Raw genomic sequence first — 15,399 nt, forward strand, 5'->3', positions numbered from 1 at the left:
AATTGCTTCCTCTACCCTCGATAAATCTTCCTTATCCACGACTGACCTTGAGCCTGCTGTGGCTCCGCATAGATGACACATAAGGGGCGGACGGATTTTGGCGTTAGTCGGATTGCTGCAAACGACCTGGATCTCTCCAAGATCCTCGAGCACGGGCTGCCCCTTCTGCAAGAACCCAGCCACCTTCCCTGACACACACCTTGCGGGCGTCTCTCAAGGGGTGGCTTCGTCTCTGCCGGCGACTTGCGCGGCTCCAGCGCCGCTTTGATCCGCTCGTACCCCTTAGCTCCGGCCTCGGCTAGGCGCCGGGCCTGTTGCTGTTGCTCGCGGGACGGCGACAGGCCCGGCATGGTCGATACTCTACGCTCGGACGTTCAGGGCCTGCCTCCGCCTCCCAACATCAGCTCCTGCCGAGAATCCCGTTCGGGCGCAGATAGACGTCCCCGGTCTTCGTGTCCAATAGGATGTTGAAATTCCGAAGGACCTCACTCCCGACCGTGCCGTCGCCAGTTGAGCTGTCTTCATCAATGGTGAAAGACACCTTGGGTTGCTCCAGCCGAAGGCCCTGAATCTCTACCGAGGCGACACGGACGTCGACCGCGCGGATCTTCTTACCAGCGCTTCCGCTGAACTGTGACGTTCCGATCTTCTGCGTAAAAACACCCGAGAGGTTGTGCCGGGAACTGTAGGCATAACTCAGATCGATGGTTCCGTTGCTCCCGGTATCCAAAGAGAGCCACGCCTTGAATCGTGAGCCTTCAGTCTTCAAAGTCACTTCGATAGCGGGGGTGTTGTCGATCCACCGCGTGTTCACTCTGGTGTAGCCCGCTGTACTGGGCAAACTGCTATGCACGAACAAGGTCTTCTTATCGTAGTCGACCTCGACTACACGTCCCTCAAAGAATTTCCAGCCCAGAACGGCATCGAAAGGCCGATTTCGGTAGTCAATTACTGCGGCACCTAGCGTCCTGCTAGCGGCTCCAAGGGTAACTCTATTGCTCGTACTGTATTCAACCAGGCTCGTTCCGTCTGAGCCGGCGTTCTCCGATTGATCATCGATTTTCATACCAGCCAGAGTACTGGTAGCAACTGACACGGCCATGCCGTCCGCCCCCGTATCTATCAAGAAACGAAGGGGGCGCGACTGATTGATTGTGCCTTCTGCATAAATTCGATGGTCCTTGCCCAGATCAAAGGGGATCGCAATAGTCTCTGCCGAGGCAGTAGGTGCGCAGGAAAAGGCAATCACCGCTAGAAGGGCAAAAGACTGGGGGCGGCATCTCGTAGACATTGGCAGCATCCATTGGCTAACGCATGAGTCCATGCGCACCTTGGATGCACCACCGGATCAAATAGTTTAATGCCAAGACTGGGCACTTGCTCGGGCGCGCATCCACTGCCTCGTTTGCCTCGCCTTGGACTCTGGCGGCGGCCTGCGCGGCTCCAGCGCTCCCTTGACCCGCCCTTGCTTCCTCACCCCAGCCTCAACCAAGCGGCTGGGTCTGCTGCACCTGCTCAGGTGTCAGTCGCCGGTCGGGCAACGGTTCGAGCGGCTCCAACGGTGTCACGTCCAGCAGCCGCGCCACGGCCGCGCGCAGGCGCAACTCTGGTAGAGCCTCGCCAGGCACCGGCGTTCGGCATAGCGCTTGCCTTGGACGATGCTGGCCGCCCAAACATCCTTGGTCTGTAACACCTTCCGGGGGATTCTGACGCAAGCGCGCCCCACCTTCCTTGGCCGCCGAGACGTTGCCAATCTGCCTGCCGTTCCACCAAGGCACCCAGATCTCCCCCATCTGAACTCAGCCAGAGGGGATAGGGGCGGTGCGGGAGCCTTGGTAGCCGTGCGATGGACGCATGGCCGGAAGGATACGGCCGGCGGTCTCACGCTCTGCGACAGCGGTCGACGCTTCAGCTCGCTGTGATGAAGGGTTCACTTTGAGCGGCGCACACTGCAGTCTCGTGGCTCTTCTCCGGTGCAGAATCCTTTGCTCCCGTGTCCAGCCCTCAAATGGCACGGCTATGCACCCTCCCAACGCCTTCAGGATCCATACGATCCTGCCTCTGCTTGCGCTCAATGGGGCGATCATCCGCTTGGAACAGGTGCGGACAACATGTAAAAACTGCGGACTGAGGTCCTCACTGACCGAGGACGCCGGCTTTCAAACCGATCCCAAGGGCACCACGCTTACATGCCCAGCTTGCGGAGCCACAGGATTGATGGACGAAATGGAGGTCTGGCACCACTGGCTTGAACAGTGCCGCCGCGAGCGATTGGTGGCACTCTTCAATCCAAAGCCGGATGATCCGCTCGACGTCCAAGGCCCGAAATGAACGATGGCTTCTCTGGTACACCGATGAGTGCGCGAATCGTTCGGGGAAGTGCCAGCTCCCGCCGTCAACCGGCCTTCGCAATAGGTTCAACCAGCCCCACCAGCATCTCCATCGCGGTGGCCGGGCCAGTCTGATCACCTTCCCGCTGTAGGAAGGAAGTCCAGTCGGCTCGCACCAGCTGCACCAGCTCCGGCGGCGACAGGGGAACGCAACGCATCGGCCAATACGGAAGCCTGCGCTGCCCCACCCCCCCCTGGCCAGCTCGATCAATTCGGCATGGCTTGAAGCGCCTGCAGCTCTAGAGAACGCAACATCCAGACCATCCGGCGGCCCCTCCATGTACACCAGAAATCGTCTGCCGTCGTACAGGGTGACGCCACTGATACCTGCATTTCTGTTGAATCGAGCCGCGTCTGCCATGATCGCGGCCAAATGCTCCACAGCGAGCTGGGGTGTGGCCTCACTGACGAAAACAACAGCCCTGTTGGGCATGGCACTCTCCGGCTCCTCGGGGAGACCGAGCGTAGATCCGACATCGTAAGCACCGCGTAGAGGCCGCCAGATCGACGTCAAAGCTCGCCCCCGCCGCTACACACCCCGGGTACAGCCGGCCAGGCCACCCTCAGGCCATGTGCGTCCGATTCGCCCAACACTCTCCGAGCCAGATCAGATCGCCCCTAGGTCCTTGACCACGGCCTGCCCGTTCTGCAGGAACCCAGCCAGCAGCCGACCGCCCGCCACCTGCCTGCCCATCTGCTCATTAAGGTGGCTGGCCTGGAGGCGCGCATGGGCCATTAAATCGGTCTGGGACATGCTCGGCGTCACCGCCTGGAGCGGTTCGCCGGGCGATGCCAGCTGCCCGCCGATCGGCTGGACTCGGGTCGGGCACTGACTGTCGCTCTTGGCATACGCCGTGGCCATCATTCGCCCGTTCTTCGGCGACCAGCCGCCCAGCACTAACTCTGTCCCGAGCTGCTCTAGCGGCAGGCCTGCCTCGGCCGCTGCCTTCTGGTATTTCGGCCATAGTTGGTCCACCACCAACCCCAGCTCGGCGGAAAGCTGCTCCATCGTGAAGTCCGCGCGGAAGCTGGCTTGCAGCGTTAGCTCGTAGATGCGGAGGAAGAACTGCGTGGAGCCGCGAGTGGCCAGCGCCAGATTGTGCTGAGGGATCAGAAGCAGCTTCGCTCCCGCGGAATGCGCTCCTGTTCGGGCATCCTCTGCCAAGGTATCCACGGCGACGACAAGGTGGTCACGAGTGAGCAGAACGTTGAGGATGCTCATAGCGGGCTCGTCTAGGTGTCCGCAAACTATCCCCTGTCCGCCTCCCGCCTGTCGAGAACGCCATGTCGACCGAAATCACGGAAATCCTCGATCGCCTCCACGCCTGCGAGGCAGGACTTGAGATGCACCGCGGCCACCTAAAGGCGATGGAGTATGCGTTGCGAATCTGCGTACTGACCCACCCTACACCCAACGACCTCTCCGACGCATGGCATCAGCTTCTGCCAAACATTGTGGCAAAACACCGGGGCGACAGCAGCGATCTCTTCGCCGCAGCCTTCGAACAATCGTTGACGGTTCTGAGCGAGCAAATTGGTGCGCCAGATAGCTCTTCATAGGCTACGACCACTTTCTCGGAGATGGTAGCTTGGCGCCGCTTGCCGCTTGCCGCTTGCCGCTTGCCGCTTGCCGCTTGCCGCGTAGTCAGCGCTCTTCAACCGCCTGGATAGGCACACGCAGGCGTTCGAGGACGGCAGCGAATCCAAAAAAAGGGATCTGATGATGGTCCTTCAGCCTTGGAAGCGGCACCCCTCAGCCGTCGGCTGGATGTCTCCCAGCCAAGCTCCCCATCGTGAATGCATACCCGGCTTCTTCCAGAAGTGCTCTCATGCGCAGCTCCACACGACGGGGGGAGCGCAGTCCATTTGGTGCATAGAGAGCATATACGTAGCCAGCGCCGTCAATGATCTCGCGGCGGACTGCGCACTCGGTTGATTCAGTAGCTTCGCACCAGACAGACATTAGCCTGGCCGGGCTGATCGACTGCCCATTGCGAAGTCGGAAGAAGAGCCAGCGCACACCTGGCGGTTGAGCTGAATCTACTCTAGCCATTGCGAGCCCCGGATTCGTCTGGATAGATCACTGAGAACTTCAGGATCCAGGCTAGGGCGCTCATCTTTCGAGGAACGTGGCAGATCTATGCGCTCACTGCCGTTCACTAGAGCGGGAAGATCTGACTGCAGATCAATCCACCACTCGGAAGGAAGCCGGAGCCCAGTACCCGTTCGATCGTAGATGCATATCGGGAAATTCATAGCGTTGCTCCTAGATGTACCGAGCATACGCTTGCGCAATGTCAGGGCAAAATGCGACTACTACAAGACTGACGCATCAACTCTCCTTGCACATGTGAACACGTGTGCCTCGTCTCGCTGAACTTTCAGGAACGACTCAAGCCAGCAAAGAGCAGCGCCCCGATTCGCAATCACCCTTCCCAACTTTTCCGTCAGGCACCGCGCACACTCCATTCCTCCAGGGCTTTCCCCTTGGCAGGTCCGGCACTGAGCCATCGTCGTTGTGGTAACCGGGCGCGATTGATACATGATCTTCGTCATCAAGTTCACAGCTTGAGCGTGGGATGACATTTCAGCGATCCTGTTGATACGGAAGGAGCCGCGCTTGGCGCGGCCACCCCTTATGCATCAACGACGATCGTCGCGATCGACACTGACCTTTTGGGCCTGACCAGGGCCTGGGTGCCCAGGCTCAGTGCCGTTCGGCTGCTGTTGTTGCTGCCCTTGCTTTCCGGCCAAATCCTCACCGCCGAGATCCTTCCCGTCTGTTTGGCCCTGCTGACCCGGATGCTTCTTATCGGCATCTGAGTTGTGACTGTCGCTCTGGTTCTGGGAAGTGTTGTTCATGTCTTACTCCGATGCAGCCATCTGCTGCCACCCCACAATGGCCCCCAGCCTGTTACGCAGCCGTGCCCAATTGGCACCAGTATGAACAAGCGCCATGAACAGGTCGCCGATTCTAAGGGTGTACAGTGCAGCTCTAAGAGGAGAAGAACATGGAACGCAAGAGGAACAAGGATTTCGTTGACGTCGAACGTGAACTCACGCATTGGGGATTGGCATTCAACTCTGGTGCGCTACCCGCCATTAGCTTCCGCCATGAAGTTGACCCCGTCATCCGGCTCGCATGTGACATCTACATCAGAGCCCCTCACGGAACACGCGCAGAATGGCTGGACGACCTCGAGGGCAGACTTGCGGCCCGATCCAGCTTGCGTGGTCACCCTGGTGCAGCGGAGATCGCAGGCCAATGCTGGTCGCGTCTCTCTTGCTCCTAGGAGTTTTCTTCCCGCGAGGCTGCGTCGTTCCCTTCTCGCATGAGCTGATCATTCAGCACGTGAACGATGGACATGACCGCATCGGCGAGCGCTCTTGAGTCGCTGATTGACCCGTAAAAATAGATCCTGGAGCCTTCAACCCGGACATCTGCCAAGGAGAGCTGAGACGCCAGCGCCTCGCACTTCCTTACGAAGAGTTCTGTCCAGCGGGCACCCGGCGCAAGATCCAATAGCGCAACGATAGCCTCATCAGTCGAAGAATCTACGCGCTCATGTAGATGTGGGACATCGAAGCCGACGATTCTTGGGAGCATGGGGGTGCTCAATAGGGGATCCTCTAGCTTATGGGTGATTTGAGTATATCCATGATACGCCTACCCACAGTCCAGCCAAGCCTATGTCCATTACGTGTATCCAACTCGTCGAGCTACGCAGTCGGTCACCCAAGCAGCATCACAGGGCGCGATGACGGGCATCTTTGCCCAGCAGTCGATGCTGGCCCGGGAGCAGTGATTGGAGATAAGTATCGCCGCTGAGGCGCGCGGCGCAGGGGGGGGGGCGTGTGCCTCCAGTATTCGACTCTATGGTAAGACGGTACTACCCTCGATAAACATCACTTATCGCTACTCCCCGTACTGAAGTGCACTGCCACTCTCAGCTTGGCGCTCGCCGAGATCCAGCCCTATTGGGCTGCCGAAACAGGAATCACACCGTTTCGCAGAATCTCCAACTTCCCAACATCGCCAACAGGCACAAGCACTGTAGCCTTCCGCGTCGGGTCCCACAGTGCATAGCTGTCACCAAGACGGCCAATCAGGCTTAGGTCGCCCTGCACCTTTCCATCAACAGTCACAGCCGCCACGTGCTTGCCGCCGCCAGAGGAAATCTTCTCGGCACGCTGGGAGCCAAGCATGCTTGAAGCTATCGAGACGTAGACCAGCATTACCAAGGCGTAAAGCAGCCAAGGGGAATCTTTCACTGCGGTGGGCATCATCGGCGAAAGATGCACGATCAATGCACAGATGACCGTCAGAAGAATCCCTATCAGAAGAGGCCACGTGTTCGACCACCAAAGCAGCAGCCCTAGGGCAGTGAAGAAATGCACTGGAAACAGCCATGCGAACAGTTTGCTTTTGGAGCTGCCGCTCGTGACCTTCATCTCCACCCAGCCGCCAAACAGCGAGGCCAGCAGCATGAGAAATAACACCATGCCGATCCCAGCAAGCCCTGCCAGCGCAAGCTCACTCACCGCAACAAACTGAAAGGGATCCAGGCCGAAGTGGTCCCAATACGCCTTCAGATAAAAGCCCCCTTGAACCAAGCCAAACGTGACCAGCGCCGATCCCAACCAGCGACATTGGCCATCGTTAGTGCTTTTTGCGTACGTTCCATGTATTGCCCTCCATCAATGCAGCACCCTCACATGGTGACATGCAGCGCCCTACCTCGCAGAATCCAACCCTATTAACGTGACGCGTCACGCTCGATCGCCCCACCCCATTGGCGCCCCACCCCTCCCCCACTATAGTTCCAGCCCTCACAAGGACGAGACGGCACACATGCCCTATATCGGAATCGGACTCCACGTACTGGCGGCCATCTACTTCGCGGTGCACGCCATCCGCTCGGGCCAGAGCCTCTATTGGCTCATCCTGCTCTTCTCGTTCCCGCTGCTGGGCAGCGTCGTCTACTTCCTTGCTATCTACTTCCCGGAAGCCCGCAACTCGCGCGGCGCCCGTCAGGCCATCCGCTCCGCCAAGCAGCTCATGAACCCGGGTCAGGACCTGCGCAACGCACGTGCTGATCTGTCGCGAACGCCCACCGTGCAGAACCGGGTTCGTCTTGGCATGACGCTGCTGGATGCCGGCCAGGCGGAGGAAGCCAGAACCCTGCTTGAGCAGGCCGCAAGCTCGCCACTGGGCGACGACCCCTACATCCTGACCGGCCTGGCGCGTGCTCGCCTCGAGTCCGGGCACGCCGCGCTTGCAGTCGAGACGTTGGACGACCTGTTTGCCCGCCATCCGGACGTGCGCCGCAAGCCGGAACAGACCCTGCTTTACGCGCAGGCACTGGCTGCTGCCCAGTCGCCCGACGCCCGCGCCGCGTTCGAGCGCGCTGTGGAATGCGGAAACGATGCGGCGGCCCGCTGCCTCTACGCCGAGTGGCTGATGGCGCAACCGCAGCCTGCCGACCGTGAGCAGGCCCGCAGCCTGTTCGCCAGCATCATCGACGATGCCCAGCATTGGTCGCGCCATGCGCGCAGCCACAATGCCGCATGGCTGGAGCGGACCAAGGCCGCGTTGAAGGGCCGCTGACGCCTGGCGGCCTTTGGCAACCCTGTCGCATCCGTCTCGCTCATGGTCTCTCCGGGCGGATGCCGACAGTCCGCAGGCCTGCACTACCGACATCGCCGATAGCATTGCAGCGCAAGGCTCCAGCCGCGTTGCGCCATATACAACGATTCTGAAACTGTTGAATGTAGTGACGGCATCGGCCCTACTGCATTGGCATCGCGCACAACCGGGCGTATTTCTTGCCGTGCCACCTTGAACAGGTGGCCGGGCTTCGAAACCCCGGTTGTGCAATCGTAAAAAGCGCTTGCCAGTCGGCACCACCACCGCGTGGTGCCGACTGGCAATCCGTCAGCCGGCTATGGCGGGCGGTGCGTGGGGGCCTTGCGCCCGCCGGTCTGATTGCACACCGGGTTTCGAACCTCGCACCGTCCGCCACCTTTATCGGTGGCGGCTTCTGCCTGCACGCAAGGAGCCCAGCCATGACCCAGCCCCACTCCCCTGCCCCGCACCCGATCCAAGACGCGCCCGCCAACGGCCCCGCGTTGGACCCGAACACGCTTATCGCCCTCCTGCACAGCATCGGCTCCGGTGCCGCCTCCGATGGCCAGCCCTGGCCGGAACGCCATCAGATGCCCGGGCGACGCATTGCCCTGGCGGACACCGATTGCTCCTTGGCCGGCCTTCGCGTGGTGCTGGAGATCCTGTTGGCCGCGCAGCGTGCCCGCGAGAACGGTGAACTGGAGCAGTATGTCGGCCCGCGCGTCATGGAGGGGCTGATCATGGCCGGGCTGGGACTCACGGCGCACGCCATCGATCGGGTACGCCCGGAGGGCTGAGTGGCTTGCTGCCGCTGGGCGGCCACAGCGCTGTGCCTCGCGGCAGTGGTCGCGGCACAGCTTTGGTGGTCGGTGCCGCCGTCGCCTGAGCAGCTCGCGTTCCAGAGCATCATCGACAATCGCTTTTCACAACTGCGCCGCCAGGCAATGCAGTTCGTGGAGTCTCGGCCACGACAGGGCTTCCAGTTTGTTGAGCGGCATCGCGATGCCGAGTTCCAGGTTCATTGCCGAGGTATACCAGTGCTGTGGCTGGAGAGGCGCTCGAAACATCTGCTGTTGCGGGTCTCACTGGACGCGGAGCAGCGGGCGCCCGCCGTTCTGCAGCTGCGGACAATCCTCAAATGGCAGTTGGAGCCATTGGATTATCTGGAACAGGTGCTGGCTGGAGTGCCGGAGCCTGCTCTGATGGACCGGATGCTGCAGGTTCTCGCTGGCGATGTGCCTGATGGGGCGCGATGTGGTGTGCCGTAGTCGAGCATGGCTCGACGCTACAGCGGCGCGGGCTGCGGCGGCTCGGGTTCGTGAATGGAGCCTTCCAGCAAGGCCACGTAAGTGTCCAGGCGGGTGCGCATGCTGATCAGCATCCAGCCCAACACGTACAGCAGCACCATTGCGAAGATCAACAATGCGCCTACCAGGCTGACGTCGAAAGCGCCCGCCCAGTCGCCCCATTTCCATCCGCGGAACTGCAGGTAGAGCGCAATCAACAGCGGGAACGGCCCAAGCCGCTGCAGCCCGCCGTACATCAGGCCCATGCGCTCGATCATATTGGTACGGAGCGTGCTGACGTAGCGCAAGCGTCGCTCGCGCTCGATGCGAGAGAAATGGCGGAGCTCGGTAACCACGGCTTGCCAGTGTGCGAAGTCGCCGTCCATCTCCATGGCGTGCGACAACCGTGGCTGACTGAACTGGCGGAAGCCTCTGCGGGCGGCCAGAACACCTCCAAGAAGGAAGCCTCCGATCTCGATCGACAGGCACGCAACAACCACTTGCAACACCACACTGACGGGTAGCCACCGATCAGGCAGCTGGCCACAGAGAATGCCAATGATCGCGGCGGCCAAACCAACGCGAAACGCCCACGTCTCCACCCGGCCCGCCTTCGGGTAGATGCTGTGCTCTACCAGCCCCTGCACCCGCTGGTAGAGCCAGTGGAAGGTCAGTTCTTGTTGCTTGGTCTGGTTTTGCGGATCGAAATCGCCCCCTGTCTGCATGTCCATTGCGTCCCCCGCCCCACGGCTCAATGCCGATGGCGCCCATCGTAGCCGAGGTGTGTGGCAGGCGGCTTGGATGAACCATCCGCCGACATGAGAGGTCCGCCTTCACTTTCACAAACAGCTAACAAATAGAAGCATAGCTTGATCAGCCCGAAGGAGGGTGCCCTATGACTCCACATCCCACGGGCGATCTGGGCGACGAGTCGCAGCAATTTGGACTTCTGGTCAATTCCGTCACTGATTACGCGATCTACATGCTCGACCCTCGCGGGGTCATCCGTACCTGGAACCCAGGCGGAGAGCGCATCAAGGGCTACCGAAAGGAAGAGGTGGTCGGCACCAACTACGCCAGGTTCTATACGCCCGAAGACATTGCTGCCGACGTCCCGGCACGCAACCTTGCCATTGCCGCGAATGAAGGTCGCTACGCAGGCGAAGGTTGGCGGCTTCGGAAGGACGGCTTGCGCTTTCATGCCAGCGTGGTCATCGACCCGGTGAGGGTGGACGGCGTACTCGTCGGCTTCGCAAAGATCACGCGGGATGTAACCGAGCGCTACCTTGCCCAGGAGCAGCTGAGAAGTGCACAACATGAGCTGTTGCAGGCGCAGAAGATGGAGGCCATCGGCAAGCTGACACTGGGCCTTGCCCATGACTTCAACAACCTGCTCAGCGTGGTCACCAACTGCCTGGATCTGATCGCCGCGCAGCCTCACGGCGAGCTTTCTGACAAGTACATCCGCACGGCCCTGAGGTCGGTAGAACGTGGCGCTCTGCTGACTCGGCAGTTGCTGACGTTTGGTCGAGGCCATGAACTGGCGCCAGAACGGTTCGATGTCGGCAAGGCGATAGGTGACATGCACGACATGCTGCAACGTTCCGCCGGCGATGCGGTTGCAGTCGAGCTCGACGTTGCGGGCGATCTTCCGTCCGTCAACCTCGACCGTGGTCAGTTGGACTCCGCCATTCTCAACCTGGTGTGCAATAGCCGTGACGCAATGCCGCGCGGCGGATACATCAAGATTACAGTGCGTTTACAGACAGAACGTCATCCTGATGACCCACACCAGGAACCTGGCAGGTTCCTCTGCATAACCGTTGAGGACAACGGCCAAGGGATTGCGCCGGACGATCAGGCACGAATATTCGAGCCCTTCTTCACCACGAAAACCGTCGGACGCGGCAGCGGGCTGGGCCTCAGCCAGGTCTTCGGCTTCACCAGCCAATCGGGCGGTTTCATCCGTGTAGACAGCACGCCTGGCTCAGGAACATCTGTTGCCCTTTACTACCCTGTCGCCGAGTAGCCAATGCCTCTTTCAGTACTGTTTGTCGACGACGAGGATGATCTTCGCGAGATCGTTGTGGATGCACTTGCCGCCCAGGGCTTCGCGGTGACCACCGCCCGCAATGGCGTTGAAGCGATCCAATGCCTGCGCGGCAGCGCTCGGTTCTCTATTGTCGTGACTGATTACAGCATGCCAGAAGGCGTGTCTGGCCTGGATGTGGCCTCGGAAGCCGCCGCCGTCCAGCCCGACGCCCGCATCCTGCTGGCATCGGGCTACAGCCGCTCGCAGTTGCCTGTGTTGCCGGACAACGTCCAGTTCCTTTCCAAGCCCTATCGCTTCACGCAGCTGATTGCTGCAATCAAGAGCCAGTTCTGAGCTGCACTCCCGTACGTTCGAGCAGGAGCAGCGAAGGCGCGCCTCAAGCAGCGATGGCGTAAGGCTCTACAAGCCCCACCAGGCGATCCATGGCGGTTGCGTTGGCATTGCCCGCGTCGCCTCGCTGATTGAAGCGGGTCCAGTCGGCGTGTGCCAGCCGCCGCAGTTCCTGCGGCTCAACAGGCAGCCACTTCATCGGCCAGAAAGGCAAGCGGCGTTGTCCCACCCTGCCCCGTTGCAGCTCAACGATGCCATTGTGGCTGCTGGCGCCCAGCACACGTGAGTACGCTACCGACAGTCCGTCCTCCGGCCCCTCCAGATACTGCAGGAAGCGCTCGCCATCGAACAGGAGCACGCCGGCAACCCCGGCATTGCGATTGAAGCGGGCTGCGTCGTCCACGATCCAGTCCAGCTTGCCGCTGGGCAAGCCCAGCCTGTCGCCCGCGATGCCCTTGCCGGCACCGCTTGCATATACCACCGCCCTGATGGGCATTGTGCACCTCCTTGATGAGACACGACCCTAGCAGCAAGGGGCGTGTGTCAATGTGAGGTGTCGAAGAAATACACAACAGTTCAGTTTCGCATGACGCTGAATATGGGCCGTCATCACAAGATGGAGGCGATGCGCAGTGCACCATGCGCGAAATCTCCAGGTATGCCGCAATGCCCGATACAGGCTTCTTCTACGTTCTCGACCTCGACGCTGCCCGCGACGAGCAGGGCCATCTGGAACATGTGAATGCGATCAGCATTCGATGCAACCGGTGCCGGCACATCACCCATCTGAAGGTGCCTCAACTGGAAGGCATGCCTGGAGGGACGCTCCTTGCCTGCGCAGGCTGTGGTGAGCGGCAGGCTGTCAGCAACGCGCGCCTGGTCGAATGCGATCACGTGCTGGGACATGCGCCACCCGCGTCGCTGCAGGCCTGAGCTGCGCCACGTTCTGCGGCCACCCGGACACGCACGGCATCGCTGATGCCACGATGGAACATCTTGGCGTAGGGGCAGACGCGTTCGGTGTTGCGCACCAGTTCGCAGGCCAGGTTCGCATCCATGCCGGGAAGATGGACCACGACCTCGGCAGACAGCAGGTACAGCCCATCTGCCGGATCACGGGCGAAGGTCACCGCCACTTCGACGCTGGGGTTGTGCAGCAGCAGGCCGGCACGCGCGGCCACCAGCACCATGGCGCCGTGGAAGCAGCCGGCGTAGCTTGCGGCCAATAGCTGCTCGGGATTCGAGCCGCCGCCGGGCCCGCCGAGTTCCGGCGGCAGGCGCAGGTCCACCGCCAGTGCACCGTCGTCCGATCGCACCACGCCGGACGCGCGCCCGTGCTGGGCCTGGCCACCGCTTACCCGCACGCGGCCGGTGTACAACGGCTGCACGTCGTCGCCCTGGTAGCGGTCCAGCATGGCGGGCGAAGGTGGCTTCAGCTCGGTCATTGGCAGGCGATCGATGGCCGCTCAGGCGGGCTGCCGCTGCAACAGGCCAGACTGCTGCAGCCAGGTTTCGAAGCCGATCGGCCCCAGCCACGCCTGCCCCACCGGCACCAGCGTATCGATCTGCAGCGGCGCGCCGAAGTAAAGGGCCTCGGCGTCTGCCACGACCTGTCGCGGGTCGCCAGTCCGCTGCAGATACTGCCTGGCCAGATCCGCCATCGCGGCGCGCTGGGGACCTGCAATTTCCACGACGCCGTTGCGGGGCGGCTGCTGCGCGATGCGTGCCACCGCTTCGGCAACATCCTCGGCGGCAATCGGCTGTACGTCGGCGGCCGGCAAGCGCAGGGTCGCCCCATTGCCGGCGGACTGGATGATGCCAGGCAGGAACTCGAAGAACTGCGTGGAATGGATGATGGTGTACGGCAGGCCAGAATCGCGGATCAGGCGCTCCTGGGAGATCTTTCCGCGGAAGTAGCCGCTGGCCGCAAGCTTGTCGGTGCCTACGACGGAAAGCGCAACATGGTGGCGTACGCCGGCACGGGCGGCGGCGGCAAGGATGTTGTGGCCAGCGGTCACGAAGAACGAAAGCACTGCCGCATCTTCGAACGAGGGCGAGTTGGCCAGGTCCACCACCACGTCGACGCCGTCCATGGCGGCGTCCAGGCCTTCACCGGTCAGCACATCCACGCCGGTGGAGGGCGCGGCCACCACGATGTCATGCCCGGCGGTGCGCAGGCGCTCCACCACCTTGCTGCCGATGCGGCCGGTACCACCGATGACGAGGAATTTCATGACGTGTCTCCTGGAATGTAGAAGGGGCGACCGGCTGTGGCCGGGCATGCAGGAAGCGTAGGCAGCGTGGGCGCGAGGCAGTAGGTCCGCGCTGGGGCGCGGACTGTTGCCCATTACGCACCAATACGCTCAGGCCCAGGCGGGCTGTGCGCCTGGTTTCATGGGCGTGGCCTGTTGGCGCGCCTCCCAGTGCGAGATCACATCCAGTTCGAGCGCGCGCACCCGCTGCGTGCTGAAGTCGATGAAGGCCCGCACGCGCTTGGGAAGCTGGCGGCGGCTGAGGTAGCACAGGTAGTGGCCGCGATCGAGCGGCGCATGCCGATCCAGGCAGGTCACCACCCTGCCCGCCCACAGCGCTTCACGTATCTGATAGCTGGGCAGCTGGGCGATGCCCAGCCCGTCGATGACGGCCTGCAGGGCCAGGTCGGCATCGTTGAACACCAGTGCGGCCGGCGGCTGCAGGTGCACATCGGTGCCGTCGACCCGGAATTCCCAGGGCTGCATGCGCCCACCCGGCAGGCGCCGCCCGATGCAGGCATGCGTGGACAGCGCATCCACCGACGACGGTAGACCATGCGCCCGCACGTACGCCGGTGACGCGCACACCACCAGCTGCATCGGCACCAGCTGCTTGGCGATCACCTGGCTGTCTTCTAGCAGGCCGTCGCGGAACGCCACATCGATGCGGTCACCAGCCAGGTCGGGGGCCTGCTCGTCCAGCAGCAGTTCTACCGAGACCTGCGGGTACTCGGCGCGGAAGGCGGCCAGCAAGGGGGCGATCACCCGCCGGCCGAAGCCGTGGCTGGCACTGATGCGCAGGTGCCCGCGCGGCGGGCCCTCGCGCAGGTCGCGCATTTCCTCCAGCGCCTGCAGGATGCAGTTCACGCCCGGGTTGCAGCCCTCCAGGAACAGCTCGCCTTCACGGGTCAGCGTGGTCGAGCGCGTGGTGCGCAGGAACAACCGCACGCCCAGCTGGCTTTCCAGCTTCTGCACGCTGCGGCTGACGGCCGAACGGCCGATGCCAAGGCGGTCGGCCGCGCGCGCGAAACTGCCCTCGGCCGCCACTGCGATGAAGGCCAGCACGCCGGCGTAGCTGGTGGAGAAGGATGCATTGAGCGCATCGTGGCCGTCGCTGGCCGGGCTGGGCTGTGCGGTGTTCATGGGCGGCCTGGCTCCAGGCGGGCACGGTGCGCGTGCAGGTGGTTCCGCGCCAGCGCGAGGCGTTGCCTGCACGCGGAAAGGTCGAGCCCCAGCAGGGGCACGATGTCCTCGAACCCGGCGCCCAGTACGTCGTGCAGCAACAGCACCGCACGTGCATCGGGCGGCAATTCGCGCAGTGCGGCCAGGAAGGTCTGCCAGACCTGTTCGCTGGCAGGGCGGAATGCGGTGCGCAGGTGCGATGCGGTGTCCATGCCCGGCAGACGGCCGAGCATCGGCCGCTGTGACAGGCCATTGGTGTTTTTCATGCAACAGCATGCGG

The 15,399-nt window shown here is 62.2% G+C and carries 18 protein-coding genes and 1 pseudogene; 6 read left to right on the top strand and 13 right to left on the bottom strand.

What is annotated here, in order from left to right:
* Window positions 1-400 precede the first annotated feature (400 nt).
* The 3 genes and pseudogenes from AC5O77_RS01165 to AC5O77_RS01175 all read right to left on the bottom strand — a co-directional run bounded on the left by AC5O77_RS01165 (window position 401) and on the right by AC5O77_RS01175 (window position 3,612).
* Complete coding sequence (locus AC5O77_RS01165; protein ID WP_494506337.1) at window positions 401-1,291, bottom strand: retropepsin-like aspartic protease; 891 nt, start codon at window positions 1,289-1,291, stop codon at window positions 401-403.
* Between the two features lie 1,104 nt (window positions 1,292-2,395).
* A pseudogene (locus tag AC5O77_RS01170) lies at window positions 2,396-2,823 on the bottom strand (BLUF domain-containing protein).
* A gap of 174 nt (window positions 2,824-2,997) precedes the next feature.
* Window positions 2,998-3,612: a hypothetical protein gene (locus AC5O77_RS01175; RefSeq protein ID WP_494506338.1), complete on the bottom strand. Its 615-nt coding sequence runs from the start codon at window positions 3,610-3,612 to the stop codon at window positions 2,998-3,000.
* Window positions 3,613-3,674: 62 nt separating this feature from the next.
* Here AC5O77_RS01175 and AC5O77_RS01180 point away from each other — a divergent pair, with 62 nt between their 5' ends.
* Window positions 3,675-3,950 carry a hypothetical protein gene (locus AC5O77_RS01180; protein WP_494506339.1) on the top strand — a complete coding sequence of 92 codons (276 nt, stop codon included), beginning with the start codon at window positions 3,675-3,677 and terminating at the stop codon, window positions 3,948-3,950.
* Between the two features lie 193 nt (window positions 3,951-4,143).
* Here AC5O77_RS01180 and AC5O77_RS01185 read toward each other — a convergent pair whose 3' ends face one another.
* The 3 genes from AC5O77_RS01185 to AC5O77_RS01195 all read right to left on the bottom strand — a co-directional run bounded on the left by AC5O77_RS01185 (window position 4,144) and on the right by AC5O77_RS01195 (window position 7,031).
* On the bottom strand, window positions 4,144-4,443 hold the full coding sequence (locus AC5O77_RS01185; RefSeq protein ID WP_293793958.1) for a hypothetical protein: 300 nt from the start codon (window positions 4,441-4,443) through the stop codon (window positions 4,144-4,146).
* A 590-nt stretch (window positions 4,444-5,033) separates the two neighbouring features.
* Window positions 5,034-5,252: a hypothetical protein gene (locus AC5O77_RS01190; protein ID WP_293793955.1), complete on the bottom strand. Its 219-nt coding sequence runs from the start codon at window positions 5,250-5,252 to the stop codon at window positions 5,034-5,036.
* A 1,113-nt stretch (window positions 5,253-6,365) separates the two neighbouring features.
* Window positions 6,366-7,031: a hypothetical protein gene (locus AC5O77_RS01195; RefSeq protein ID WP_494506340.1), complete on the bottom strand. Its 666-nt coding sequence runs from the start codon at window positions 7,029-7,031 to the stop codon at window positions 6,366-6,368.
* A gap of 211 nt (window positions 7,032-7,242) precedes the next feature.
* Between AC5O77_RS01195 and AC5O77_RS01200 the strand changes: the two genes are divergently transcribed.
* The 3 genes from AC5O77_RS01200 (at window position 7,243) to AC5O77_RS01210 (ending at window position 9,284) form a co-directional block, all read left to right on the top strand.
* The gene (locus tag AC5O77_RS01200; RefSeq protein ID WP_478445835.1) at window positions 7,243-7,998 is read left to right on the top strand and encodes a tetratricopeptide repeat protein; all 756 of its coding nucleotides are present in this window, start codon (window positions 7,243-7,245) and stop codon (window positions 7,996-7,998) included.
* Between the two features lie 458 nt (window positions 7,999-8,456).
* Entirely contained in the window at window positions 8,457-8,813 is a 357-nt protein-coding gene (locus AC5O77_RS01205) for a hypothetical protein (RefSeq protein ID WP_485617085.1), read from the top strand.
* Window positions 8,814-9,284 (top strand): hypothetical protein, encoded by a 471-nt coding sequence (locus AC5O77_RS01210; protein ID WP_494506341.1) that lies wholly within the window; start codon window positions 8,814-8,816, stop codon window positions 9,282-9,284.
* 17 nt (window positions 9,285-9,301) lie between these two features.
* On the opposite strand, the gene AC5O77_RS01215 is transcribed toward AC5O77_RS01210, so the two are convergent.
* Entirely contained in the window at window positions 9,302-10,033 is a 732-nt protein-coding gene (locus tag AC5O77_RS01215) for a hypothetical protein (protein WP_494506342.1), read from the bottom strand.
* Window positions 10,034-10,197: 164 nt separating this feature from the next.
* Between AC5O77_RS01215 and AC5O77_RS01220 the strand changes: the two genes are divergently transcribed.
* Together AC5O77_RS01220 and AC5O77_RS01225 are read left to right on the top strand one after the other, a co-directional pair.
* Window positions 10,198-11,331, top strand: a complete 1,134-nt coding sequence (locus AC5O77_RS01220; protein WP_494506343.1) for a two-component system sensor histidine kinase NtrB — start codon at window positions 10,198-10,200, stop codon at window positions 11,329-11,331.
* 3 nt (window positions 11,332-11,334) lie between these two features.
* Window positions 11,335-11,688: a response regulator gene (locus tag AC5O77_RS01225; RefSeq protein WP_087922597.1), complete on the top strand. Its 354-nt coding sequence runs from the start codon at window positions 11,335-11,337 to the stop codon at window positions 11,686-11,688.
* 43 nt (window positions 11,689-11,731) lie between these two features.
* Here the strand turns inward: AC5O77_RS01225 and AC5O77_RS01230 are convergent, their stop codons facing one another.
* From AC5O77_RS01230 to AC5O77_RS01255, 6 genes are all read right to left on the bottom strand, one after another.
* On the bottom strand, window positions 11,732-12,181 hold the full coding sequence (locus AC5O77_RS01230) for a BLUF domain-containing protein (RefSeq protein ID WP_494506344.1): 450 nt from the start codon (window positions 12,179-12,181) through the stop codon (window positions 11,732-11,734).
* Between the two features lie 113 nt (window positions 12,182-12,294).
* A complete protein-coding gene (locus AC5O77_RS01235) occupies window positions 12,295-12,591 on the bottom strand; it encodes a hypothetical protein (protein WP_180837066.1) in 297 nt (98 codons plus the stop codon).
* The gene (locus AC5O77_RS01240; protein ID WP_494506345.1) at window positions 12,576-13,130 is read right to left on the bottom strand and encodes an Ohr family peroxiredoxin; all 555 of its coding nucleotides are present in this window, start codon (window positions 13,128-13,130) and stop codon (window positions 12,576-12,578) included. Before AC5O77_RS01240 ends, AC5O77_RS01235 begins: the two co-directional genes overlap by 16 nt.
* Window positions 13,131-13,151: 21 nt before the next feature.
* On the bottom strand, window positions 13,152-13,919 hold the full coding sequence (locus AC5O77_RS01245) for an SDR family oxidoreductase (RefSeq protein WP_494506346.1): 768 nt from the start codon (window positions 13,917-13,919) through the stop codon (window positions 13,152-13,154).
* A gap of 129 nt (window positions 13,920-14,048) precedes the next feature.
* A complete protein-coding gene (locus AC5O77_RS01250; protein WP_125893225.1) occupies window positions 14,049-15,080 on the bottom strand; it encodes a LysR family transcriptional regulator in 1,032 nt (343 codons plus the stop codon).
* Window positions 15,077-15,385, bottom strand: a complete 309-nt coding sequence (locus tag AC5O77_RS01255) for a sigma factor-like helix-turn-helix DNA-binding protein (RefSeq protein WP_071228235.1) — start codon at window positions 15,383-15,385, stop codon at window positions 15,077-15,079. The genes AC5O77_RS01250 and AC5O77_RS01255 overlap by 4 nt, the downstream gene beginning before the upstream one ends.
* Between the last annotated feature and the right edge of the window lie 14 nt (window positions 15,386-15,399).

This window comes from Stenotrophomonas sp. INTA L402-1 (assembly GCF_059295135.1).

Coding starts and splice junctions, on each gene's coding strand:
- AC5O77_RS01165 (WP_494506337.1), bottom strand. CDS start 1,291: ATGTCTACGAGATGCCGCCCCCAGTCTTTTGCCCTTCTAGCGGTGATT.
- AC5O77_RS01175 (WP_494506338.1), bottom strand. CDS start 3,612: ATGAGCATCCTCAACGTTCTGCTCACTCGTGACCACCTTGTCGTCGCC.
- AC5O77_RS01180 (WP_494506339.1), top strand. CDS start 3,675: ATGTCGACCGAAATCACGGAAATCCTCGATCGCCTCCACGCCTGCGAG.
- AC5O77_RS01185 (WP_293793958.1), bottom strand. CDS start 4,443: ATGGCTAGAGTAGATTCAGCTCAACCGCCAGGTGTGCGCTGGCTCTTC.
- AC5O77_RS01190 (WP_293793955.1), bottom strand. CDS start 5,252: ATGAACAACACTTCCCAGAACCAGAGCGACAGTCACAACTCAGATGCC.
- AC5O77_RS01200 (WP_478445835.1), top strand. CDS start 7,243: ATGCCCTATATCGGAATCGGACTCCACGTACTGGCGGCCATCTACTTC.
- AC5O77_RS01205 (WP_485617085.1), top strand. CDS start 8,457: ATGACCCAGCCCCACTCCCCTGCCCCGCACCCGATCCAAGACGCGCCC.
- AC5O77_RS01215 (WP_494506342.1), bottom strand. CDS start 10,033: ATGGACATGCAGACAGGGGGCGATTTCGATCCGCAAAACCAGACCAAG.
- AC5O77_RS01220 (WP_494506343.1), top strand. CDS start 10,198: ATGACTCCACATCCCACGGGCGATCTGGGCGACGAGTCGCAGCAATTT.
- AC5O77_RS01225 (WP_087922597.1), top strand. CDS start 11,335: ATGCCTCTTTCAGTACTGTTTGTCGACGACGAGGATGATCTTCGCGAG.
- AC5O77_RS01230 (WP_494506344.1), bottom strand. CDS start 12,181: ATGCCCATCAGGGCGGTGGTATATGCAAGCGGTGCCGGCAAGGGCATC.
- AC5O77_RS01235 (WP_180837066.1), bottom strand. CDS start 12,591: ATGTCCCAGCACGTGATCGCATTCGACCAGGCGCGCGTTGCTGACAGC.
- AC5O77_RS01240 (WP_494506345.1), bottom strand. CDS start 13,130: ATGACCGAGCTGAAGCCACCTTCGCCCGCCATGCTGGACCGCTACCAG.
- AC5O77_RS01245 (WP_494506346.1), bottom strand. CDS start 13,919: ATGAAATTCCTCGTCATCGGTGGTACCGGCCGCATCGGCAGCAAGGTG.
- AC5O77_RS01250 (WP_125893225.1), bottom strand. CDS start 15,080: ATGAACACCGCACAGCCCAGCCCGGCCAGCGACGGCCACGATGCGCTC.
- AC5O77_RS01255 (WP_071228235.1), bottom strand. CDS start 15,385: ATGAAAAACACCAATGGCCTGTCACAGCGGCCGATGCTCGGCCGTCTG.